Origin of the sequence: Pseudomonas sp. TWP3-1, from assembly GCF_049896625.1 — a bacterium.
In the GTDB taxonomy this organism is placed as follows: domain Bacteria; phylum Pseudomonadota; class Gammaproteobacteria; order Pseudomonadales; family Pseudomonadaceae; genus Aquipseudomonas.
Window position 1 is genome coordinate 285,891 of the sequence record NZ_JAFCUQ010000003.1, and the last position, 23,335, is coordinate 309,225.

Annotated in this window: 14 protein-coding genes and 1 pseudogene; 5 read left to right on the plus strand and 10 right to left on the minus strand. The window is 60.6% G+C overall.

Annotation, left to right across the window (positions count from 1 at the left end):
- Positions 1 to 22 precede the first annotated feature (22 nt).
- Positions 23 to 796, minus strand: coding sequence for a tetratricopeptide repeat protein (locus tag ACP7BN_RS06590; RefSeq protein ID WP_426202604.1), 774 nt, complete (start codon positions 794 to 796; stop codon positions 23 to 25).
- Positions 793 to 1,473, minus strand: a complete 681-nt coding sequence (locus ACP7BN_RS06595; RefSeq protein ID WP_426202605.1) for a Fe2+-dependent dioxygenase — start codon at positions 1,471 to 1,473, stop codon at positions 793 to 795. The genes ACP7BN_RS06590 and ACP7BN_RS06595 overlap by 4 nt, the downstream gene beginning before the upstream one ends.
- Before the next feature lie 207 nt (positions 1,474 to 1,680).
- On the opposite strand from ACP7BN_RS06595, the gene ACP7BN_RS06600 reads away from it, so the two are divergent.
- The 3 genes from ACP7BN_RS06600 (at position 1,681) to ACP7BN_RS06610 (ending at position 7,289) form a co-directional block, all read left to right on the plus strand.
- A complete protein-coding gene (locus ACP7BN_RS06600) occupies positions 1,681 to 4,002 on the plus strand; it encodes a TonB-dependent receptor (protein WP_426202606.1) in 2,322 nt (773 codons plus the stop codon).
- A 130-nt stretch (positions 4,003 to 4,132) separates the two neighbouring features.
- Positions 4,133 to 6,661, plus strand: a complete 2,529-nt coding sequence (locus ACP7BN_RS06605) for a PepSY domain-containing protein (protein ID WP_426202607.1) — start codon at positions 4,133 to 4,135, stop codon at positions 6,659 to 6,661.
- 262 nt (positions 6,662 to 6,923) lie between these two features.
- Positions 6,924 to 7,289, plus strand: a complete 366-nt coding sequence (locus tag ACP7BN_RS06610) for an endonuclease domain-containing protein (protein WP_426202609.1) — start codon at positions 6,924 to 6,926, stop codon at positions 7,287 to 7,289.
- A gap of 242 nt (positions 7,290 to 7,531) precedes the next feature.
- Here ACP7BN_RS06610 and ACP7BN_RS06615 read toward each other — a convergent pair whose 3' ends face one another.
- The 4 genes from ACP7BN_RS06615 to ptsP form a co-directional block, all read right to left on the minus strand.
- Entirely contained in the window at positions 7,532 to 9,073 is a 1,542-nt protein-coding gene (locus ACP7BN_RS06615; protein ID WP_426202610.1) for an alkaline phosphatase D family protein, read from the minus strand.
- A 599-nt stretch (positions 9,074 to 9,672) separates the two neighbouring features.
- On the minus strand, positions 9,673 to 11,406 hold the full coding sequence (locus ACP7BN_RS06620) for a PTS fructose-like transporter subunit IIB (protein ID WP_426202612.1): 1,734 nt from the start codon (positions 11,404 to 11,406) through the stop codon (positions 9,673 to 9,675).
- Between the two features lie 11 nt (positions 11,407 to 11,417).
- On the minus strand, positions 11,418 to 12,359 hold the full coding sequence (pfkB, locus tag ACP7BN_RS06625; RefSeq protein ID WP_426202614.1) for a 1-phosphofructokinase: 942 nt from the start codon (positions 12,357 to 12,359) through the stop codon (positions 11,418 to 11,420).
- Complete coding sequence (gene ptsP / locus ACP7BN_RS06630; protein ID WP_426202616.1) at positions 12,359 to 15,220, minus strand: phosphoenolpyruvate--protein phosphotransferase; 2,862 nt, start codon at positions 15,218 to 15,220, stop codon at positions 12,359 to 12,361. The genes pfkB and ptsP overlap by 1 nt, the downstream gene beginning before the upstream one ends.
- A 180-nt stretch (positions 15,221 to 15,400) precedes the next feature.
- Here ptsP and cra point away from each other — a divergent pair.
- Together cra and ACP7BN_RS06640 are read left to right on the plus strand one after the other, a co-directional pair.
- Positions 15,401 to 16,515 (plus strand): annotated as a pseudogene (gene cra, locus ACP7BN_RS06635) (catabolite repressor/activator).
- Positions 16,516 to 16,518: 3 nt separating this feature from the next.
- On the plus strand, positions 16,519 to 17,295 hold the full coding sequence (locus ACP7BN_RS06640) for a TatD family hydrolase (RefSeq protein ID WP_420647570.1): 777 nt from the start codon (positions 16,519 to 16,521) through the stop codon (positions 17,293 to 17,295).
- Between the two features lie 8 nt (positions 17,296 to 17,303).
- Here ACP7BN_RS06640 and ACP7BN_RS06645 read toward each other — a convergent pair whose 3' ends face one another.
- The 4 genes from ACP7BN_RS06645 to ACP7BN_RS06660 form a co-directional block, all read right to left on the minus strand.
- Complete coding sequence (locus tag ACP7BN_RS06645; protein WP_426202618.1) at positions 17,304 to 19,334, minus strand: methyl-accepting chemotaxis protein; 2,031 nt, start codon at positions 19,332 to 19,334, stop codon at positions 17,304 to 17,306.
- A gap of 156 nt (positions 19,335 to 19,490) precedes the next feature.
- On the minus strand, positions 19,491 to 20,324 hold the full coding sequence (gene ampE, locus ACP7BN_RS06650) for a regulatory signaling modulator protein AmpE (protein ID WP_420651498.1): 834 nt from the start codon (positions 20,322 to 20,324) through the stop codon (positions 19,491 to 19,493).
- Positions 20,321 to 20,881 carry a 1,6-anhydro-N-acetylmuramyl-L-alanine amidase AmpD gene (ampD, locus tag ACP7BN_RS06655; RefSeq protein ID WP_426202619.1) on the minus strand — a complete coding sequence of 187 codons (561 nt, stop codon included), beginning with the start codon at positions 20,879 to 20,881 and terminating at the stop codon, positions 20,321 to 20,323. The genes ampE and ampD overlap by 4 nt, the downstream gene beginning before the upstream one ends.
- 65 nt (positions 20,882 to 20,946) lie before the next feature.
- The gene (locus ACP7BN_RS06660; RefSeq protein WP_426202620.1) at positions 20,947 to 23,136 is read right to left on the minus strand and encodes a DUF1631 domain-containing protein; all 2,190 of its coding nucleotides are present in this window, start codon (positions 23,134 to 23,136) and stop codon (positions 20,947 to 20,949) included.
- Between the last annotated feature and the right edge of the window lie 199 nt (positions 23,137 to 23,335).

A 23,335-nucleotide genomic window follows, 5' to 3' on the forward strand; every position in this document is an offset into this window, starting at 1 on the left:
AGCATTTACAGTCAAGCTGAGACTATGCAACAGGAACGCTCAAAGAGTTGCTTAACAACTTCGACCTTTGTTGATATTCCTCGGCCAATGCCTGAACACGAGGGTCCGTCGCGCTCATCAATGCCTGAGTCGCAACCTTCAGAAACGCAAGATTTCCGCCAAGCATCGCGCGGCGATACCATGCCAGACTCTCCTCGATCCTTTTCTGGTCAATCAGGATACTGGCGTAGCTGAACTGGCCACGAAAATCCCCTGCTTCAGCGGAACGGCGATACCAGTCGTGCGCAGCTATGGAATCGACCGAACAGCCCAGACCCTCTTCCAGATACCGCCCCAAGAGGTTCATCGATTTGGCATGGCCGAGTTCCGCTGCGCGGCGATAGAGAGTCAAGGCTTGCACTTGATCCTTGATCACTCCACGACCAGTGGCCAAGAGATTGGCATAGTTATACATCGCCCAATCCAGTCCCGCTTCAGCAGCTTGACGATAATGCCTTGCAGCTATTGAAGCATCAGAGACGCAACCCCAGCCCTGCTCATGGCAACGAGCGAGCATGTTGCGCGCCATCAAGTGCCCACGCTTGGCGGCAATCTCGAACCAACGCACGGCCAGCGGTTGATCCTGCGCGATGCCTTGCCCGTCCAGCAGGATCTGCCCTAGCAGCGCCTGAGCATCCAGCACACCTTCTGTGGAGGCGATCAAAATCGCCTGAGCCGCACGTGCCGGGCTTTCTTCGAGCATGGCTTTGAGCTGTTCGCCGTCGAGGATTTCCTCGCGGCGCAGTTGAAAACTCATACCTCGACCCAGCGGCGCAACAGGTTGTGATAAGTCCCGGTGAGGCGGATCAGTGACGGATGATCTGGCATGTCCTGCGTCAGTTGCTGGATTGCCCCATCCATCTCGAACAGCAAGGCCCGCTGGCTGTCCTCGCGTACCAGACTTTGCGTCCAGAAGAACGAGGCAAACCGCGCGCCACGGGTGACGGCGTTGACCTTGTGCAGGCTGGTGCCGGGGTACAACACCATGTCACCGGCGGGCAGTTTCACCTGTTGAGTGCCGAAGGTGTCCTGAATCTCCAGCTCACCGCCGTCGTAATCCTCAGGCTCGCTGAAGAACAGCGTGGCTGACAGATCGGTGCGCACGCGCTCGGGGCTGCCCTTGGGCTGGCGCACCGCATTGTCGATGTGAAAATCGAAACTGCCCCCCGCCGTGTAGCAGTTGAGTAACGGCGGGAATACTTTGTGCGGCAGTGCGGCGGACATGAACAGCGGATTTTTCCACAGACGTTCAAGCATCGCCGCGCCGATTTCCTTGGCCAGCGGATGGCCTTCAGGCAGTTGCAGATTGTGCTTGGCCTTGGCCGATTGATAGCCGGCGGTGATCTTGCCGTCGGCCCAATCCGCTTGCTGCAAAGCCTCGCGAATACGCTGCACTTCGTCTTTTTCGAACAGACCGGGAATGTGCAGCAGCATGGCGATGACCCCTGATGGCAAAGAGGCGGCAATGGTATTGATTCTTATTGTCTGTGTAAAACCCGGCTGACGGATGAACTGGCAAAAACCGTAAGGTTAAATTGTAAAGAATGTAAATTTGTCGCGAATAGTAATATTTCGCAATTGATACGAATACTTGTTTGACCTATATTCCGCCGCCTCAAATCCTTGGGGAGGGGAATAAAAATGGCACGTCTACACGCACAATTACCGGTCAGTTCACCACGTCTGCTCGCCTCTGCAATCGGTGTGGCAATCACCGCCGGCTCCGCAGGCCAGATGGTGTTCGCCGCTGAAAAGACCGACAGCAAAACCTCCGGCAATGCCATCGCCCTGGACGCCACCGCCATCACCGGCGAAGCCCAGGACGCGACGTCCTACCAGGTCGAAAAAGCCTCCTCGCCCAAGTACACCGCGCCGTTGATCGACACGCCGCGCTCGGTCACCGTGATTCCGCAACAAGTTTTGAAAGACACCGGCGCCCTGAACATGCAGGACGCGCTGCGTACCGTGCCGGGCATTACCTTCGGCGCTGGTGAAGGCGGCAACCCACAGGGCGACCGTCCGTTCATTCGTGGTTTCGACGCTCAGGGCGACACCTACCTTGATGGCGTGCGTGACACCGGTTCGCAGAGCCGCGAAATCTTCGCCGTGGAAAACATCGAAGTCAGCAAAGGCCCGAACTCGGCCATCGGTGGTCGCGGCGCGGCTGGCGGCAGCATCAACCTTGTGAGCAAAAAAGCCCACCTGGGCAACTCGTTCGACGGTGGTTTCACCTGGGGTTCCGACCAGACCCAGCGTTACACCATGGACGGCAACTATCAGTTCAGCGACAGCGCTGCCGGCCGTCTGAACCTGATGAGCCACGAGAGCAACGTCGCCGGTCGTGACAAGGTCGATTACGACCGTTGGGGCATCGCGCCGTCCCTGGCGTTCGGCCTCGGTACCGACACCCGCGTCAACCTCGATTACTACCACCTCGAAAGCAACGACACCCCGGATTCGGGTATCCCGTACAGCATTCCAGCGGCAGGTTCGGCGGCGCGCACCAAGTCCAACCCGGACAAGCCGAATGCCGGTGGCGATCACGACAACTTCTATGGTCTGGGTCGCGACTTCCGCAAGGGTCGCACCGACACCGCGACCTTCGCCATCGAGCATGATCTGAGCGACTCGCTGACGATCAAGAACACCCTGCGCCACGGCACCAGCATGCAGGATTACATCCTCACGCAGCCGGACGACAGCAAAGGCAACGTCAACAACGGCAGCGTCTGGCGGCGGGCGAATACTCGGGTGAGCAACACCGAGACCACCACCAATCAGACTGACCTGTTCGGCAACTTCTACGTCGCCGGCTTCAAGAACAGCTTCTCCACCGGCGTCGAATACACCCGTGAGGAAAGTCAGAAGTCCTCGTACAACGTCAACACTGACACCACGCCCCGCACCAGCGCTGTGACCACCAATTGCAACCCGGGATTGATCGGCGCATCCAGCGGCTACAACTGCACCTCGCTGTCGAACCCGAACCCGAACGATCCGTGGAACGGCGCGATCTCGCGCAACTATGCCGGCACCGACACCCAGTCCGATACTTACGCGCTGTATGCGTTCAACACCCTGGAACTGTCCGAGCAATGGCTGGTGAACATGGGTCTGCGTTACGACCACTTCGAAACCGGCTACAAGACTTACAACGGCGCTGGCCGCACCACGTCCAAAGGCGCGGACACCAGCGAGTTCGTCACCGGTCAGTTCGGCGTGGTTTACAAGCCGGCAGAAAACGGCAGCATCTACGCCTCGTACGCCACCTCCGCCACTCCACCGGGCAACACTCTTGGCGAAGGTCAGGAAGGCAACCCGCTGGGCGGCACGCCGGATCGTAGTGGCAACCTGCTCAAGAGCGACATGGAGCCGGAAACCACCAAGAACTACGAAATCGGCACCAAGTGGGATCTACTCAATGATCGCCTGTCGCTGACCGCTGACATCTTCCGCACCGAGAAAGAAAACGCGCGCGTGCAAGTCGATACCACGTCCTACGAGAACGCCGGCAAGACCCGCGTGCAAGGTGTCGAACTGTCGGCCAGCGGCAAGATCACTGACAAGTGGCAGGTGTTCGCCGGTTACGCCTACATGGACAGCGAGCAAGTGGATGGTGGTGACCTGCCGGCCAACAAAGCCAACAACGGCAACCAACTGCCAAACACCCCGAAAAACAGCGCCAGCCTGTGGACCACTTACCAGGTCACGCCGAAGCTGACCATCGGTGGCGGTGCGTTCTATGTGGATGACGTGTTCGGCAGTGTGGCCAACACCACGATGGTTGATTCGTATGTTCGCTACGACGCGATGGCCGCGTACAAGCTGACCAAGAACGTCGATCTGCAACTCAACGTGCAGAACCTGACCAACGAAAACTATTACGACAAAGCCTTCTCGACCCACTTCGCCAACCAGGCGGCGGGCCGTACGGCACTGTTGAGCACCAACTTCCACTTCTGATAGAAGCCGGAAACACCAAGCCCCGTTCATTCAATTGAACGGGGCTTTTGTGCGTAATCAATAAGCTTCTCGCCAACCCACGGCATAATGCGCGCCGTGAAAACAACTTTCGACGAACAAGGCAAGCGACGTGTTTAAGAAAACCCTGTTCCAGTTGCACTGGTTTTTTGGCATCACTGCCGGACTGGTGCTGGCCCTGATGGGCATCACCGGCGCTGCGTATTCGTTTCAGGATGAAATTCTGCGCGCATTGAATCCCTCGGTGCTGCAGGTCGAGAAGCAGGTCGCCGGGGTGCTGCCACCGGTTGAACTGGTGGAGCATATCGAAGCCGCTTCGGGCAAAAAGGTTGCGATGCTCTGGGTCGACACCGACAGTGGCAACGCGGCGAAAGTGTTCTTCACCCCGCCCAAGGGTGAACGGCGCGGTGAGATGCGCTACTTCGATCCGTACACCGCCGAGTTCAAGGGTGACGCGGTTGGCCAGGATTTCTTCGGCCTGATGCTGCAGTTGCACCGCTTCCTGGCCATGGGCGATACCGGGCGCAACATAACCGGCGCCTGCACCCTGATTCTGCTGTTCTTCTGCCTGTCCGGTCTGTACCTGCGCTGGCCGCGTCAGTGGAACAGCTGGCGCGTGTGGCTGACCCTCGACTGGAAGAAAAAGGGCCGCAGCTTCAACTGGGATCTGCACTCGGTGGCCGGTACCTGGTGCCTGCTGGTGTATCTGCTGCTGGCGTTGACAGGGTTGTCCTGGTCGTACGAGTGGTACAACAAAGGCCTGACCAAACTGCTTTCCGACGCGCCGCAAAACGAGCGCGTGCGCGGTGGTCGTGGCCCGGCACCGGAAGGCCCGGCACCAACCGCCGACTATGCCGCGATGTGGAGCAGCATCTACAGCACTGCTGGCCCGGGCCTGTCTGCCTACAACATCCGCATGCCTGCCGTGGCCGGGCAACCGGCGACCGTGTTCTATCTGCTCGACAGCTCGCCGCATGATCGCGCACTGAATCAGATCACTCTCGACCCGGCCACCGGCGTGGTCAAACGCGTGGACCGCTACGCCGACAAAAGCTTCAAGGCGCAGCTGTTGACCAGCATTTATGCGCTGCACGTCGGCAGCTATTTCGGTCTGGTCGGCCGCATCATCATTACCCTCGCCGCCGTGTGCATGCCGCTGTTTTTCATCACTGGCTGGCTGCTGTATCTGGATCGTCGGCGCAAGAAAAAGCAGGTCAAAGACGCACGTAAAGGCTTCGATCAACCGGCCGACAATGCCTCGGCCTGGCTGATCGGTTTCGCCAGTCAGAGCGGTTTCGCCGAACAACTGGCGTGGCAGACTGCCGGCCAATTGCAGGCTGCCGGATTGCCGGTGAGGGTGCAGCCACTGGCGAATGTCAGCGAACAGGACCTGCGTGATTCGAGCAACGCGCTGTTTGTGGTCAGCACCTTCGGCGACGGCGATGCGCCGGACAGCGCTCGTGGTTTTGAGCGCAAAGTGCTGAGCAAGACCTCGACCTTCGACAGCCTGAATTACGCAGTACTTGGCCTCGGCGATCGTCAGTATGAAAACTTCTGCGGCTTCGCCCGACGCCTGCATCAATGGCTCGGCGAACACGGGGGCAAGACCTTATTCGCCCCGGTCGAGGTCGACAGCGGTGATCCGTATGCCCTGCGTCACTGGCAAACCCAACTCGGCCTGCTCACCGGGCAAGCACCGGTCGACACCTGGCAAGCACCGAGCTACGACAACTGGACGCTGGTGCGTCGCGACTTGATGAACCCTGACAGCAGCGGCTCGCCGGTTTACCTGCTGGGCCTGAGCGCACCGAATACCAGCAGTTGGCTGGCCGGTGATCTGGTGGAAGTGTTGCCACGCAATTGCCCGTGGATCGTCGAGCATTTCCTCGACGGCCTGGGCATTCGCGGCGAAACCCTCGTCAAGCTCAACGGCCTGGAAGAGCCGCTGGAAGTAGCCCTCGCCACCCGCCAGTTGCCCGAACACCGCGCGCACCTCGTCGGTCTCCACGCTGAGGCGCTGGTCGATGCGATGGTGCCGCTGACGATGCGCGAATACTCGATCGCCTCGATCGCCGCCGACGGCGTTCTCGAATTGATCGTGCGTCAGGAACAGCACTCCAACGGCAACCTCGGCATCTGTTCCGGCTGGCTGACCGAGCATGCGCCGGTGGGCGGCAGCATCAGCCTGCGCGTACGGCGCAACAGCGGATTCCATCTGCCGAACGAACCGGTGCCGATGATTTTGCTGGGCAACGGCACAGGTCTGGCGGGACTGCGCAGCTTGCTCAAGGCGCGGATTGCCGATGGTCAGCAGCGGCACTGGTTACTGTTCGGTGAGCGCAATCGCGAGCAGGATTTCCTCTGCCGTGCGGAGCTTGAAGAGTGGTTGATCAATGGCGATCTGGAGCGGCTGGATCTGGCGTTTTCGCGGGATCAGGTGGAGAAGATTTATGTGCAGGATCGCTTGCGCGAGTCGGCTGAGGAGTTGAAGAAGTGGTTGGCGGATGGCGCGGTGATTTATATCTGCGGGAGTCTGCAAGGGATGGCATCCGGCGTGGACCAAGTACTGAATGACATCCTCGGCGCTGCTGAAGTAGAACGCCTCATCGAACAAGGCCGCTATCGCCGCGACGTCTATTAGAAGACCCCCTCACCCTAACCCTCTCCCGGGGGGAGAGGGGACTGATTGGGGGATGCTGTGGAAATACGCCGACGTGAAAGAGCTTTAGTGAATCCAAAATGGATTTGGTGTTGCTTTGTCGATTCCATATTCACCTGGATTTTTCAGGTCGATATACAACTTGAGACACTTCGGTCGGCCCCCTCTCCCCCGGGAGAGGGCTGGGGTGAGGGGAACTGGTCTACCGTAAAATATCAAACCAACTTCACAAGGACCGTGAAGCATGCCAACCCGCCCCACCCTCGCCCAATTCGCCCGCCAACTGCGCGTCAACCAAACCGACTGCGAACACCTGCTCTGGCAAAAACTGCGCTCACGACAACTCGCCGACCTGAAATTCCGCCGGCAGTTTCCGTGTCATCCGTATGTGCTGGATTTTTACTGTGTTGAATTGAAGCTGGCTGTTGAGTTGGATGGCGGTCAGCACTTCGAGACAGCAGGGGTTATTCATGATCGACGGCGTACGTTTTTTCTTCAGGGGCTGGGAATTGAGGTGGTGCGGTTCAGCAATCTTGAGGTGATTGGGCAGATGGGGGATGTGTTGGAGCAGATTATGCGGATTGCGGCGGAGCGGAGATTGCGATCCTGATCCAAAGGCTGCCCTCACCCTAGCCCTCTCCCAGAGGTAGAGGGGACCGATTCGGGGATGCTGCAAATCTACGCCGACCTGAAAGGCTTTCACCGAATCCACAATCGACTCGATCCGGTTTTACCGCCTCCATAATCGACTGGCTCTTTCAGGTCGACGTATAACGCCAGACACCTCGGTCGGCCCCCTCTCCCTCCGGGAGAGGGCTGGGGTGAGGGTAGGCTTTTGATTTTCAAAAGCCATCAGACCGGCTGCAATTTCTGCTCAAACACAGCCACCCCATCCAGATCTCGCAACACCACACTCATCTCCCCGCTCACACCCTCAATGTTCACCTCGCCAAAAAACTGAAACCCGGCAAACGGCGACATGTTCTGCACCGACGGCGCCTTCTCGAACACCACCTCGGGCCCAAACGTCTTATCCAGCGGATTAGGCCCGAAGCTCCCGGCATTCAACGGCCCCGCCACAAACTCCCAGAACGGCTCGAAATCCTGAAACGCCGCCCGCTCCGGGTGATAGTGGTGCGCCGCGCAGTAATGCACGTCTGCCGTCAAAAATACGAAATTGCGCACCTGCTGCGCGCGCAGAAATCCCAGCAGTTCAGCGATTTCCAGCTCACGCCCCTGCGCCGGACCGGGGTCGCCGTTGGCCACCGCTTCCCAACGCGCGACACCCGGGCTGACTTCTCCATCCGGCACGCCGAGGCCGATCGGCATGTCCGCCGCGATGACTTTCCACTGCGCCTTGGAACCCTTGAGCCCCTGCTTCAACCAATTCAGTTGCTCACGCCCGAGGAACGGTTTCGTCGCGCCAAGGTTGTCATCATTCGCCTCGCGATAACTGCGCATATCCAGCACGAATACATCGAGCAGCGGCCCGTAACTGAGCTGGCGATAAATCCGTCCGCCGCCATCGGCAGCCTGCAAACGCATCGGTGCATATTCGAGCCAGGCCTGACGCGCACGCCCCACCAGTTTTTGGATATCTTTCTCGCGATATCGCTCATCGAGCTGCTTGCCTGGCGACCAATTGTTGACCACTTCATGATCGTCCCACTGCCAGATCTGCGGCACTTCGGCGTTGAAGCGGCGGATGTTTTCGTCCATCAGGTTGTAGCGATAATTACCGCGATAGTCGTCGAGGGTTTCCGCGACTTTGCTCTTAGCTTCGCTGGTGATGTTGCGCCACACACGACCACCTTCGGTGACCAACTGAGCCGGCACCGGGCCGTCGGCGTAGATGGTGTCGCCGCTGTGGATAAAGAAGTCCGGCAGGCGCAGACGCATGGCTTCGTAGATGCGCATGCCACCGATGTCCGGGTTGATGCCGAAGCCTTGGCCGACGGTGTCGCCGCTCCAGACGAAGCGGATGTCGCGCTTGATCGTCGGCACGCTGCGCAGGTGGCCGAACCACGGCTCGCTGGCGACGCTGGTTTGCGCATCTTCGAAATACACGCGATAGAAAATCGCCTGATCGGCGGGCAACCCGGTGAGTTCGACGCGGGCGGTGAAATCAGTGCGAGCATCGGCCAGCGGCGAGACAAAGCGCCGTGGGTTGCCGAACAGACTGCGGGTGTCCCATTCGACGACCATGCGTGCGGGACGGTCGCTGCGACTCCAGATCATCGCGCGGTCGCCGAGCAGGTCGCCGGACTGCACGCCGTCGGTGAGTTGCGGCCGATCCTTGACCGAAGCAATCACCGCCGGCGCCAGCCCCGGCATGAGCAGTCCGGCACCGACGGCTTGCATCACGCGTCGACGGCCGAGATTGAAATCGCTCATGGTGTTCTCCCTGACAAAAGGAGAACTAAAGCACGCGATCATGAATTGGGGATGACAACACTGGCGCCCACAGTGGGATTGGGTGCATTCAGCAACAGACTGGTCGGCTGTCAGGCCGCCATCGCTGGCAAGTCGAATCGTCGCACCGCAGCTCCCACAGAGTTTCCAGTGCATCCGCAAAAATTCATCCATGCGGCAAAGCCGCCCCACTCAACACAATGAGCGTTAGCTCGAGTGCAGCTTTTGATCTCAAGCGCCCGGCAGGCTGAGTGGAGGGATTCATCCGGGGGTGGGCGCGCAGCGCCGTTTGGCGCAGCCAAATACATCGAGAGGAGGTGCAGCGCAGCAAACCGGAGGCGATGCCCCCGGATCGATCCCGGAGCGAAGGAACCCGAGCCCCAGCGAGGGCCGAACGTCAGGGAAAAGCCTTTTGGGTTACCTTTTTGCTGGGCCGGCATCCCGGCGTTTGAAAAAGGTGACCCGCCGTAAGGGCGGAACCCTAGGAAGCCGTTACCGCAGCAACGGATATGGACTCAGTCAAAAACAGGTTTGGGGGCTTCCCCCCAAACATAGAATCTCCCACAGGTTGAAATGCATTGTCAGGCTTTCGCGGGTTCCAGCGCCAACTCGACAGCCTCGGGCCGTTTGACCAACGCATACACCACCGCCGTCAGCAAACTCCCCGCAACAATCGCCAGCAGATACAGCAACGCATGGTTGATCGCATTCGGAATCGCCAGCACAAACAACCCACCGTGCGGCGCCATCAGTTTGCAGCCGAAGTACATCGACAGCGCACCGGTCAGCGCGCCGCCGGCAATGCTCGCCGGGATCACCCGCAGCGGATCTTTCGCGGCAAACGGAATCGCCCCTTCGGAGATAAAACACAGCCCCAGCACAAACGCCGCTTTACCCGCCTCGCGCTCGCTCTGCGCAAACTTGCGCCGGGCGATGAACGTAGCGATACCGAGCCCAATCGGCGGCACCATGCCCGCGGCCATGGTCGCGGCCATCGGCGCGTAACTCTGCGAGGCCAGCAGCCCGACCGAGAACGCATACGCGGCCTTGTTGATCGGCCCGCCAAGGTCGACGCACATCATGCCGCCGAGCAGCACACCGAGCAGGATCGCGTTGGTGGTGCCCATGCTGTCGAGGAAATGCGTGAGCGCCGCGAGCATGCCGGCCACCGGTTTGCCGACCACGTAAATCATCACCAGCCCGGTAAACAGGCTGGCGAACAACGGGATGATCAGAATCGGTTTCAACGCTTCGAGACTTTGCGGCAACGACACATAACGACTGATCGCTTTCGCGGCATAACCGGCGATAAACCCGGCAACGATGCCACCGATAAATCCGGCGCCCAGCGTGCTCGCCAGCAAACCACCGATCATTCCCGGCGCGAGGCCCGGGCGATCCGCAATCGAGTAGGCGATGTAACCCGCCAACAGCGGCACCATCAACTTGAACGCGGTCTCGCCGCCAATCTGCATCAGCGCCGCCGCCAGCGTGCCCTCTTCCTTGAACGCGGTAATGCCGAATACGAACGACAACGCGATCATCAGACCGCCCGCCACTACCATCGGCAGCATGTAGGACACGCCGGTCAGCAGGTGTTTGTAGACGCCGGTTTTCTCTTGTTTGACCAGAGCCTTGCCGTCGCTCGCAGCGCTTTCCTGCACGCCTTCGGCCAAGGCTTTTTTCAGCGTGGCTTCGGACTGTTTGAGGGCGATGCCGGTGCCGCAGCGGTAGATTTTCTTGCCGGCGAAACGCTCGGTGGCGACGTCGATATCCGCCGCCAGCAACACCACGTCAGCCTCGGCAATGGCCGTCGCATTCAGCGGAGTGCGCGCACCGACCGAGCCCTGGGTTTCGACTTGCAACTCATAGCCCAGACGCTTGGCCGCTTGCTGCAACGCTTCGGCGGCCATGAAGGTGTGAGCGACGCCGGTCGGGCATGCGGTGACAGCGACCAGACGCGGAGCGTTCTGTGCAACCGCAACTGGCGCGGCTTCTGTAGCGACGTAAACCTGAGCTTCTTCAGCGCCGCGACGCAGCACCGCTTCGACATCTTGCAGCGCCTGCGCAGGGGCAATCTGGAACACGCGCTTGCCAACGAATCGAGTCATGTCCACTGCGCCAGTGGCGACCAGCAACACCCACTCGGCCGCGGCAATCGTGGCCGCCGACAATTCGCGTTCCGGATGCGCCGCGTCCACCACTTCGACACTGGTGCTCCAGCCCTGACGCTGGGCGGCAGCGTCCAGCAATCGGGCGCAAAGAACACTGGTGACCATGCCGTTCGGGCAGGCCGTGACAATGGCTAATTTCATGACCAACCCTCTTATTGTTCTGTCAGGGGGCGCACGCGCACGCCCTGTTCGAGCGGCGCCAGCAGCGCTGCATCGTGAATGCCGAAACCGATCTGCGTTACTGCCAGCGCCGCAATTGCGGTGGCGGTGCGCAGGGTTTGCTCGGGCGTATCGGCGCTGAGCAAACCGTGGAGCATGCCGGCCAGCAGCGAATCCCCGGCACCCACGGTGCTGGCGACCGCGACCTTTGGCGGCGACGCATGCAGCGCCGAGCCGACACTGAACCAGTTCACACCATCGGCACCGTGGGAAATCACCACGTGCTCGATGCCTTGCGCGTGCAGTCGATTGGCCGCTTCAGCCTGCGCCGTGTGAGAAATCACTTCGCAGCCGAGCGCGTCAGCCAGTTCTTCAGTATTAGGCTTGATCAGCCACGGGCCAGCCTTGAGTGCCTCGCGCAGTGCTTCGCCGCTGGTGTCCAGCGCAACGTTGAGACCCAGCGCTTTGAGCTTTTCGATCAACTCGCGCAGCCATTGCGCCGTGACACCGCGTGGCAAACTGCCGGCGACGACCACTGCATCGTGGCCCGGAGCGATTTGCAGCAGACGCTCAAGCAATGCCTGTTGCGCCGCTGCGTCGACTATCGGGCCGGGGCCGTTGATGTCGGTGATACGCCCGTCGTGTTCGGCAACTTTGATGTTGCTGCGCGTCTCGCCGGGCACGCGGATAAACGCGTCGACAAATCCGCGTTTGGCGAACAGGTTTTCGAACGCTTGCAGATTGTCTTCGCCGAGAAAACCACTGACCGTCAGTTGATGGCCGAGGTCGGCCAGCACTTGCGCGACGTTCACGCCTTTGCCGGCGGCGTGGCTGTGCATCTCGTCGCTGCGATTGACCTGACCGGGTTCAAGCCGCGCCAGCTCGACCGTGAGGTCCAGCGCCGGGTTGAGGGTCAGGGTGAGAATCTTGGCCATTACAGGGCCTCCACTAATGCGCGCACTTCGCTGGCGCTGCCCACGGCCAGGGCCTGTTGAGCGAGGGTTTGAGACTGGGTCAGGCTGAGTTCGCGGATGCGCGCCTTGACCTCGGCGATGCTGCGGCCGGACACGCTCAACTCATCGACGCCGAGGCCGACCAGCACCGGCACTGCCAGCGGATCTGCCGCGAGTTCGCCGCATACGCCGACCCATTTGCCATGGGCATGCGCTGCTCGTACGGTGATGTCGATCAGTTGCAGCACCGCCGGGTGCAAGCCATCGGCCTGAGCCGAGAGCGTTGGATGTCCACGGTCGATGGCCAGTGTGTATTGAGTCAAATCGTTGGTGCCGACGCTGAAAAAGTCGACTTCCTTGGCCAGCACCGGCGCCAGCAGCGCGGCGGACGGCACTTCGATCATGATCCCCAGTTGCAGATCGGCGACCGGGATTTCCAGACGCAGACGCTCGGTCATGTCGCGGGCCTGACGCCATTCTTCGACGCTGCCGACCATCGGGAACATGATGCGCAGCGGGCGATTGTCGGCGGCACGTAGCAGGGCGCGCAGTTGCGCTTCCATGATTTGCGGACGTTGCAAGGTCAGACGAATGCCGCGTACACCGAGGAACGGGTTCTCTTCCTTGGCAATCGGCCAATACGGCAACGGTTTGTCGCCGCCGACGTCAAGCGTGCGCACCACCAGCGGCCGTCCGGCCAGACCATCAAGCACTCGGCGGTATTCTGCTTCCTGCGTCGCCTCGTCCGGCGCTTGGGGGTGAGCCATGAAAATCAGTTCGGTGCGCAGCAGGCCAATGCCTTCGGCGCCCTGTTCGACCGCGCTGATCACCCCGGCGCTTTCGCCGATGTTGGCGAACACTTCCACCGCGTGACCGTCGGTGGTGTGCGCCGGTTGATGGCGTTGTTCGGCGGCAGCTTTCAGGCGCTGCTCGCGCGTGTCGCGTTCGACGATGGCGCGTTGCAACGTCGGCGCATCGGCGTCTACATGCAGCCGCCCGCGCTGGCCGTCGAGCAGCAACGGCGTGCCCGGCGCCAGCAGCAACACCGCTGCGCCAGCGCCGACCAGTGCCGGAATCCCCAAGGCGCGGGCGACAATCGCGCTGTGCGCAGTCGCGCCGCCGCGTGCGGTGAGAATCCCCGCCACGCGCGCCGGATCGAGTCGCGCCACATCCGACGGGCCGACTTCGTCCATCACCAGAATGTACGGTTGCTCCGGCTCGTTCGGCGTCTGCACGCCGCACAGCTGCGCCAGCACCCGACGACCGATGTCGCGCAAGTCGGCGGCGCGTTCTGCGAGCAAGGCGTCCTGCAACGATTCCTGTTGCTTGGCGGCGGCTTCGATCACCGCCATCCATGCCGCTTCAGCGCTCTCGCCTTGCTTGAGGCGGGTGTCGACTTCGTCGGTGAGTTCCGGGTCGTCGAGCATTTCCTGGTGGGTGATGAAGATCTCGCGAATAGCCTTGGCCTTGCTACGTTCGATCAGGCCCTGAATGTCACTGCGCACGGCGGCTAGCGCTTGCTTGAGGCGCTCGCGTTCGATGGCGGCGGACTCGCCGCGCAACGGGTATTCGATGTGTTGCTGAACTTGAATATGCGCCGGGCCAATGGCGATGCCCGGCGCGGCGGGAATCGCTTGCAGCAGGCTGCCGGACGCCGGCGCGATCATGACTTCGGCGATGTCGGCGAGCACTTCGCGCTGTTCGCTCACGGCCGGCAGCGGTTCGACTTCTTCACCGAGGCCTTCTTCGATGGCTGCCAGCAGGGCCGGCAAGGCGTCGGCGGCGATGGTCGGTTCGGCGATGAGTTCCAGCACCTGACCGCGACGAGCACCGAGGCTGAGCAGCTTGCTCAGGCTTTTCACCGATACGGCGCTGTCCTGACCGTCGACGATGCGCACACGGATTTCACCGTCAAAACTCTTCGCCAGTTGCGCGAGGATTTTCGCCGGGCGTGCATGCAAGCCGTGGGCGTTGGCCAGTGCAATCCGCGCGCTCGGCCAGTCGGCAGGCAATTCGCCGCCGAGCACTTCAAGCACCTTGCGGCTGCTGGTGGCGCGGCCCAATTCGTGGCCGCGGCCTTCGATCAGCAAGGCGCACAGGCGTTCGAGCAGCGCCTGATGCGCTTCGCCCAGACTGGCGAGGCAGAACAGCCCGCTGAGCGGTTGGCCGAGGTAGCGAATCGGTTTGTCTGGCGTGACGAAAGCCAGGCCCGGACGCTTCACGGTTTGCTCGCTGTGCAGCCACCACAGGCCATCGCCCAGCGGCAACGCTTCGACCTGCTGCAACACGGCAGCGAAACCGTTGCTCACACAATCGGCCTGACGCAGCAGTCGTGCGCCGCGCCAAACCAGTTCTTCGAAATCATCGGCAGAAACACTGAGGCCAATCATTTGCGCATCCAGCGCCAGCTCCTGTGGCGCGCCTTGCAGCAGTTTCAACAGCGCTTCTGGCGAACTCGCACGGCGCAGGGCCTGACCGAGATCGGTCTCGCCGAGGGCGCGGGTCAGCAGCTGGAGCAGACGCAAATGTTCGTCGGACTTGGCCGCAATGCCGATCGCCAGATAGACGATCTGGCCATCGCCCCAATCCACGCCTTCGGGGAACTGCATCAGGCGCACGCCGGTGGCAAACACCTGATCGCGGGTGTCCGGGGTGCCGTGGGGGATGGCAATACCTTGGCCGAGAAAGGTCGAGCCCTGGGCTTCGCGTGCCTGCAAACCGGCGAGATAACCATCGGCGACCAGACCATCGGCGACCAGATGGTTGGCCAGCAGTTGCAGCGCAGCGGGTTTATCCACAGCCGATTGGCCCATGGATATCTGCTCTATAGTGAGCTCGAGCATGCGTTCTCCTTTTTGGCGTCATGTGGCGCCAGGTATTGTTTTGAATGGTTGCAGCTTAGGCGCTGCCTCCGGTTAAGGGGCAGTTTTGGCGGTTTCGCGGCAGAACCGGCCAAAGGCGTCTAAAACGTAGAAAATACGCCTGCTGAAACGTTTAATCTAGATTGATCGGCACGTTACTCGATAATGTCTCATCCTTGAAGTCCAACTTGTCGGATGCCTGCGACAATGGTCGCCTGCCTGAATCGGGTAGGATTGGCGAAAATGTTGCGGCAAGCTCTAAAACACAAGGAAATCCCGGGTTGAAACTCAGTGATATCGCGCGATTGGCCGGCGTGTCCGTGACCACCGCCAGCTACGTCATCAACGGCAAGGCCGAACAGCAACGCATCAGCACCGCGACTGTCGAGCGGGTGCGGGCCGTGGTCGAACAACATGGCTTCACGCCCAATCCACAAGCGGCCGGGCTGCGCAGTCGGCACACACGCACGCTGGGTTTTATCCTGCCGGATCTGGAGAACCCCAGTTACGCACGGATTGCCAAGCTGCTGGAACAAGGTGCGCGAGCGCGCGGCTATCAATTGCTGATTGCCAGCTCCGACGATGCACCGGACAGCGAGCGGCAATTGCTGCAACTGTTCCGCGCGCGCCGCTGCGATGCGTTGATCGTCGCCAGTTGCCTGCCGGCCGCTGACGACAGTTACCGCCAGTTGCAAGCCAAAGGTTTACCGGTGATCGCCATCGACCGGGTGATGGACGCCGAGCACTTCTGCTCGGTGGTCAGCGACGACCGCGAAGCCAGTCTGCACCTGACCGAAAGTCTGCTCGACCCGCAGCTCAAGCAAATCGTTTTGCTCGGTGCCCGAGCGGAGTTGAGCATCAGCCAGGAACGTGCCGCCGGGTTCAGACAAGCGCTGGTCGATTTCAAAGGCGAAGTGCTGATCGAGCATGCCGAGTCCTTCAGCCGTGAATGCGGCAAGCAAATGATGGAAGAACTCCTGCAACGTCTCGGGCATTTGCCGGATGCTTTGGTCACCACTTCCTACGTGCTGTTGCAGGGTGTGTTCGATGCGCTGCACGACTTCCCGCTCAAATCCCGCCCGCTGCGCCTCGGCACGTTTGGCGACACGCAGTTGCTGGACTTCCTGCCACTGCCGGTCAATGCCATGGCTCAGCAACATCAGTTAATTGCCGACAAAGCGCTGCAACTGGCGCTGGCGGCGATCGAGCAGTCGGACTATCAGCCTGGCGTGCAGGCCATTGCGCGAACCTTCAAGCAGCGTATTCACCGGGACTGAGCCGTGGAGCTGATCGACAGCCACACCCACCTGGATTTCCCCGACTTCGACGCCGATCGCTTGGCGTTGCTGGCGCAGAGCCGCGCCCTCGGCGTGCGGCGGATGGTGGTGCTGGGCGTGTATGAAGGTAACTGGCAACGCGTGTGGGATCTGGTGCAAAGCGATGCCGATCTGTATGCGGCTTTTGGCTTGCATCCGGTTTATCTCGATCAGCATCGGCCGGAAGACTTGCATGCTTTGGGCGATTGGCTGACGCGATTGCGTGGTCATCGGCAGTTGTGTGCAGTGGGCGAGATTGGTCTGGATTACTTCATCGAAAGCCTCGACCGCGAACGTCAGCAGGCCTTGTTCGAAGCGCAGCTGCAATGGGCGGCGGACTTCGACTTGCCGGCGTTGATCCATGTGCGACGCAGTCATGCGGCGGTGATTGCCACGCTCAAGCGCTTCAAACTCAAACGGGCCGGGATCATCCACGCCTTCGCCGGCAGCCGCGAAGAAGCGCGCGAATACATCAAGCTCGGTTTCAAACTCGGTCTCGGCGGCGCCCCGACCTGGCCGCAGGCATTGCGCATGCATCGGGTGCTGGTGGATTTGCCGCTGGAGTCAGTGGTGCTGGAAACCGACTCGCCGGACATGGCACCGGCGATGTTTCCCGGCGTACGCAACACGCCTGCGCATTTGCCAGCGATTTGTACGGCACTGGCCGAGTTGATGAATATCAGCCCTGAGCAACTGGCGGCCGTCAGCACCGCCAACAGTTGCGCAGTATTCGGCTGGTAATCAGATGATCAGACGCGGAACGCGCTGATCAACTGTTTCAATTCCACCACCTGCGCCGACAACGCACGGCTGGCATTTTCAGTCTGATGCGCGCCTTCAGCCGTGCGCTCACCGGCGCGGTTGATCTCGACGATGTTCTGATCAATGTCATGCGCCACTGCCGTCTGCTGCTCCACGGCTGCGGCGATTTGCTGGTTCTGGTCGACGATCATGCCTACCGCGCCGAGGATGTTTTCCAAAGCCTGTTGTACTTTTTCCGACTGCCCCACCGTGCCGTTGGCCATCTGATGGCTGATGCCCATGGCTTTCACCGCCGCGCCAACGCCGCCATGGAGTTTGGCGATCATCTGTTCGATTTCTTCAGTCGATTGCTGAGTGCGTTTGGCCAGCGTGCGAACTTCGTCCGCCACTACAGCAAACCCACGCCCCTGCTCACCGGCCCGTGCCGCTTCAATCGCTGCGTTGAGCGCCAGCAGATTGGTCTGCTCGGCGATGCTCTTGATCACCTCCAGCACACGGCTGATCGACTGGCTGTCGCTGGCCAACTGGTTGATCACCAGCACCGACTGATCGATCTCGCTGGCCAGTGCCGCGATGCTGCCTTGCTGCGACTCAACCAACCCGCGACCGCTGATGGTTTCGTCGTTGACGCTATGGGCGCTGCTGACTGCCGCTGCCGCGCTGCGTGCGACTTCCTGCGAGGTCGCCGACATCTGGTTCATCGCAGTCGCCACTTGCTCGATCTGGCTACGTTGCCCGGCAACCGCCTGATTGCTTCGCGCCGAGACGTTTTCCACCTGCCCGGCCTGCCGCTCGACCTCGCCGACGGTATGGCCGACGCGTTCGATCAGGTCATGGATTTTCTTCACCGTGCTATTGAACACTTCGCCCAATTCGCCAAGCTCATCGCGACTTGTGGCGCGAAAATTCACTGTCATGTCACCGGCCGCCACTTTGTCCATCATCGCGCCGAGGTTTTTCAGGGTGGCGCGGGTCGAGGCGTAGAAGCCGCCGTACAGGTAGAAAATCAGCACGAACACCACTGACAGCGCCGACGCCTGCAAGATCATGTGTGTGCGGTTTTGCGCCAGGCGTTGCTGGAGCTGGGTGTCGAGGAATTTCAGGGTCGCGTCGTTCAGTTGATAGGTCTGGGCCATCAGCCCGGTGAGCTGATCGTAAAACCCCTGCCACGGCGCATCGAGCGTTTCAGCCATGACCACTTGCTCTTCGATCAGCGTGCCAGCCTGTTTCAGCGACGCCTTGCTGCTTTCGGCCGCAGTGCTGAGAGACTCGCGCGCAGCTGTGCTCGAACCGAGGGCGTCCTGTAATTTCAGGGCGTATTCAGCCTGGAGCTTTTCGATCTGCACCAGCAACTCGTCGAAACGCGTGCTGGACGAGCTGTTGAGAAATCCCAGACCCAACGAATACGAACCCATTGCCCGGCCTTCGCCGAGGGCTTGGGTGATGGCCGGGGTGACGGCGGTCACCAGTTCGCTGAGTTGGCGGATGTCGCTCTGGTTGTCGCGACTCAGACCGGCCTGGCTGGCGATGATCTGGCTGAAGATCTGCGCATTGCTCAACAGTTTGCCGATCAGCGCGCTTTTGCTTTGCAGCGAATTTTCCGCTTGCTGGGTCTTGAACGCCGCGACCATCTCATCGCGCTTGCCGTCGAAAACTTTGATCTGCTCGGCATCATCAGTCATCGCCGTCAGCCCTTGCAGACGCGCCAGCACGTTCTGCTCAAGGCTGCTGATCTCGGCTTCGATGTTGCCGGCCTTGCCGGACTGGCCGAGGGTGACGTTGATCTGCACCAGATTGTTCAGGGTTTCCAGATCACGGCGCAGGGACAGGCTGCTGCCGAGCAGATCGAGGCTTTGCAATTCGACGCGGGTGCCCTGGAACTCGCGATAGGAGTCGCGCACCAGATAGAAATTGGTCACCAGCATCGGTATCAGGAACAGCACGCTGATCAGGCTGAACTTCATGCCGAAGCTCAAGCGGTTCATCAGCGAGACGGCGGGATAGAGCAAGCTCTTCACTGGAAGTCTCCCTTGGTTTTTCTTGTTTTTATTGGCAGGCGCAGGGCGACAGCAGATAGCCACTATCGGGCGCTATCTCTGTATAGCTCAAATCGGGGGGAGGTTTTGTAACTTAAGGTTAACGAGGGAGATTGCCTCCCTCGCGGTGCCAATGGACTACGGCAGAACCGTCCACAGCGCAAAACCGGCATACCACAGCACCGCCGCACGCAGCAGCAGTTCCCACAGGCTATCAAGGGTGGTGATGCCTTCGGGACCAACCGCCGCTGGCGGAATTTCTCCGGCCACCAGCCCGACCTTGTTGATCAACTGCGCCGCGCTGATGTTCCAGTTCAACAGCTCATGCAACATCACCCGGCTGACCGCAACGAAGTTGCCCACCAGCGCCAGACTCGCCGCCAGCAATCGCACCGGAATCCAGTCGAAGGCGTGGCGCAATTGCGCTGCACGTTCGGCCACCGCCGGGTTTTGCGCATGCTCTTCGGCCAGCGCCAACAGGCGATAACTCAGCGCAGCCACCGGGCCGAGCAGGAAATACCAGAAGATCACCGCGAAAAAGCTCTGATAGGCCTGCCACAACAAATGCCGTTGCACCTGCTCCAGCAGTTGCTCGCCACTCTCGGCGCATATGTTCAAATCACGCTTGGCCACGTGCGCAGCCGCTTGCAGATCCTCACGGCGCCAGGCATCGCGGAAGGGTCCGAGACCGCCGAGCAGATCACCGCGCCCCAGACTGTAAATCACCACCAGCAAATGCACCGGCAACGCCAGCAGGCCGTAGGCCACCGGCTCCAGCACCAACAGCAGCAAGCCGAGCAGCGCCACCGGCAGCAATACCAAAATCGTCAGCACCAGCCACGGTTGCTTCGCCAAGCCGCCGCTTTCAAGTTTGTGCAGCTCGCGGATCCATCCGCCATCGCGTTGAACCCGATGGCGCAGGGCCGAGAATTTCTCGATCCACAGCGCCAGCAGTAACACCAGAAAACTCATTGTCCTTCCTCTTGTGCCAGGGCCGCACGGTAGCGTGCCCAGTCGAATGCCGGTCCCGGATCAGTCTTGCGCCCGGGCGCGATGTCGCTGTGGCCGCAGATGCGTTCGGCAGTGATCGCCGGAAACGCCGTTTGCAGCTGACGGGTCAGCACGGTCAACGCCTGATATTGCGCATCGGTGAACGGCAGATCATCGGTACCTTCAAGCTCGATGCCCACGGAAAAATCGTTACAGGTTTCGCGCCCGTCGAAAATCGACACGCCGGCATGCCAGGCCCGCTCCAGACAGGAGACAAACTGAGTGACCTTGCCGTCACGTTCAATCAGAAAATGCGCTGAGACGCGCAAGTCGGCGATCCCTGCAAAATAGGGATGTTCGGTGACATCCAGACGATTCTGGAAAAATTCCTGCACCTTGCCGGTGGCGAATTGCGCAGGCGGCAGGCTGATGTTGTGGATCACCAACAGGGAAACTTCGCCCGCCGGGCGCTCATTGAAGTTGGGCGACGGGCAAGCCTGCACGCCGTGACACCACCCGCTTGCGGGATCCAACTGCATACCGATTCCTTCAACGCCGACTGTGTTGGCGCCCAGTATGCCGTGATCGGCCCCCGGCGCGCGAATCAGTTGGCGTGATTGAGCCGTCGCAGATTGACCAGCACCGATTCCATCGCGCGGTCGAATAGCGAGGTGTCGTCCAGCGTACGTACTGCGCCACGGCGGAATTCCAGGGCGAGGCTGGTGCGGTTGCGTTCGAGCACTTTCATTCCGGTGCGATCGACAAATACGTATTTGCCGGTGGACTCGATGATCGCCGCCAGTTTGCAGCGCAGCGTGTGCTCTTCGTCTTCCTGAAACACCACCCAACTGCCGAGGCGCAACTGATCGACCTGGCGCAAGCCGGCGTCGTCATGGGCCAGAAGTGCTGAGGACTGGGGCTGCGTATTCTCTTCGGCGAGGTGCAATACAATTTTTTGCGTGACTTTGACCAGCGGTGCTTCAGACGTGTGGATTGTGGCGGGATCTTGAAGTGCACGTACGTGCAGCGCTTCCAGCTCACTGAAAAATTCGCTGGTGGCGAACGGATCGAACGCTGAACTGCTCAGCCCGTCACGCAGTGACTTGAGCAAACCCGGCACCAATGCCAGCAGACGCAGGCTGGAATCGGCGTCATCCTGCGGCTGTACGCTCCAGATCAATTGCTGCATGGTCTGCACGTCAGCGTGCCATTCGGCAGACTGGTCACCGTGTTTGAGACGTGTCAGCAGCAAGACCTTGCTCCAGGCGTTCTCGACGAAGTTCACGACCGAGACCGGCAAGCGTTTGCCCAACAGTGCGTGATTCAGCGCCTGTTCGACGCGCTGACGGGCCAACTCGGTTTTCGCCCGGCCCTCCTCGGCGTCCCGCAAACGTTGCTCAAGCAATTCGCTACGGCGACGCTCATCGCTGGTGAACGCGAGGAAGTCGGCAAGCAGCTCGGAGAATATCGCCGGGTCGTCGACAAAATCTGTCAACAGACGCTGCACCACCTGCTCGATGCGCAGATACAGACTGTCGCGTTTGCTACCGTGGCAATCGGCCCAACCCATGGCCGCATCGGCGATTTCGTTGAGCAGGCGTCGCGCCGGGTGGCTGCTGCGGCTGAAGAAGCTTTTGTCGATGACCGCGACTTTGAGCATCGGGATCTGCAATCGCGCGATTAACGCTTTGAGTGAGTCCGGCAGGTTGTGATCGTCGAGAATGCACTCGAACACCATCGCTACCAGGTTGATCACGTCTTCATCGGCGCCCCCGACGATACGCGACTTGCCGCTTTTGACGCTGACTCGCGTGAGCAACTGTTCAAGCTGATTGCGCAGATCAAAGTCATCCTGCGCCGCAGTCAGGGCCGGTACGTATTGCTGCAAATGCGAGAGCAGGCGCAGCAAATCGCGGGAGGAAATCGGTTGCGCGGGGGCACTGGGTTCAAGCGTTGGCGCAACACTGCCGCGTACGTGCAGCAGCAGTTTCTGCAACGCGGCGAAGACTTCCTGCACGCCGGCATCAGACTGCGGCTGATCGGCGCCGTCCGACTCGGTTTGCACACTGGCGGCGGCACGGTCAGTGGCACGCCGGGCGGGTGCCGGTTTCAATTCCGGCAGTACGCCCGTGGCGACCAGCAATTGATTGGCTTCGGCATAAAGTTGATCGGTATGAGTCAGCACATAGCGCTCAAACAACTTGAGCAGGATCAGTTTGACCTTGATCTCCACCCCCAGATCACGCCCGGCCTTGAGGAAATATTCGCAGAGCATCGCCGGGCCCAGCGGGTTGTGCTGGCCGTCGAGAGTCTTGCCGAGCAACGCATTCAGGCGCGCTGTCAGTTGGTCGAGAGCGAAGCCGTCACGGTTGAGCACACGGCCGAGCATAGTCTCGATCGCAACGGCGCGCTCCATGTCGTCGGTGCGCGCCGGGTTCTGCTCGGGCATCAGGGCCGCGGGCAACGCGTGCTGCGTGAAATCGTATTGAGTGAGGCCGACGAAGGCCTCGAAGAATTGCTCGAGAAAGCCACGCTCGATGTTTTTGCGCTTGAGGCGCAGGTCGCGCATGGCTTCGAAGAAGATGTTCTGTTCGACATCGTTGCGCGCGCGGTCGGCCATTTCGAACAGGGTGTCGTCGGCGTTATCGAACAGTTCCTGCAAGCCCTGGCGCAGTTGCTGGGCAGCCTTGTCGCGCACCTGAAGCAGAATCACAGGCAGGCGGGCGAGCGGCGAGTGATTCGCCTGATCGGTAGTGGCCTTGTGCAAAGGCACTACTTTCCCGTCGTTGTGCATCCAAGCCTCCTGGAACGGTAATTCTTCTTGGGTCAGAAACGTCCGGTGCGCGGGCCGCAGCCACTTTTCACGTCAAAGCCATGACGTCAAATGCAAGGCGGATTATCGTGCAAAACATGTCGCGAGTGCCAGTAGCCTCAGGGTTTCCCCTAGTAACGGATCTATGCAACTGACCGCGCCGCAACGGCGTTTGCTCAAA

What these genes read in the sequence shown, in the direction of transcription:
- ACP7BN_RS06590 (WP_426202604.1), bottom strand. Translation starts at nt 796, where the DNA reads ATGAGTTTTCAACTGCGCCGCGAGGAAATCCTCGACGGCGAACAGCTC.
- ACP7BN_RS06615 (WP_426202610.1), bottom strand. Translation starts at nt 9,073, where the DNA reads ATGAGCGATTTCAATCTCGGCCGTCGACGCGTGATGCAAGCCGTCGGT.
- ACP7BN_RS06595 (WP_426202605.1), bottom strand. Translation starts at nt 1,473, where the DNA reads ATGCTGCTGCACATTCCCGGTCTGTTCGAAAAAGACGAAGTGCAGCGT.
- ampE (WP_420651498.1), bottom strand. Translation starts at nt 20,324, where the DNA reads ATGAGTTTTCTGGTGTTACTGCTGGCGCTGTGGATCGAGAAATTCTCG.
- ACP7BN_RS06600 (WP_426202606.1), top strand. Translation starts at nt 1,681, where the DNA reads ATGGCACGTCTACACGCACAATTACCGGTCAGTTCACCACGTCTGCTC.
- ACP7BN_RS06620 (WP_426202612.1), bottom strand. Translation starts at nt 11,406, where the DNA reads ATGAAATTAGCCATTGTCACGGCCTGCCCGAACGGCATGGTCACCAGT.
- ptsP (WP_426202616.1), bottom strand. Translation starts at nt 15,220, where the DNA reads ATGCTCGAGCTCACTATAGAGCAGATATCCATGGGCCAATCGGCTGTG.
- ACP7BN_RS06660 (WP_426202620.1), bottom strand. Translation starts at nt 23,136, where the DNA reads ATGCACAACGACGGGAAAGTAGTGCCTTTGCACAAGGCCACTACCGAT.
- ACP7BN_RS06610 (WP_426202609.1), top strand. Translation starts at nt 6,924, where the DNA reads ATGCCAACCCGCCCCACCCTCGCCCAATTCGCCCGCCAACTGCGCGTC.
- pfkB (WP_426202614.1), bottom strand. Translation starts at nt 12,359, where the DNA reads ATGGCCAAGATTCTCACCCTGACCCTCAACCCGGCGCTGGACCTCACG.
- ampD (WP_426202619.1), bottom strand. Translation starts at nt 20,881, where the DNA reads ATGCAGTTGGATCCCGCAAGCGGGTGGTGTCACGGCGTGCAGGCTTGC.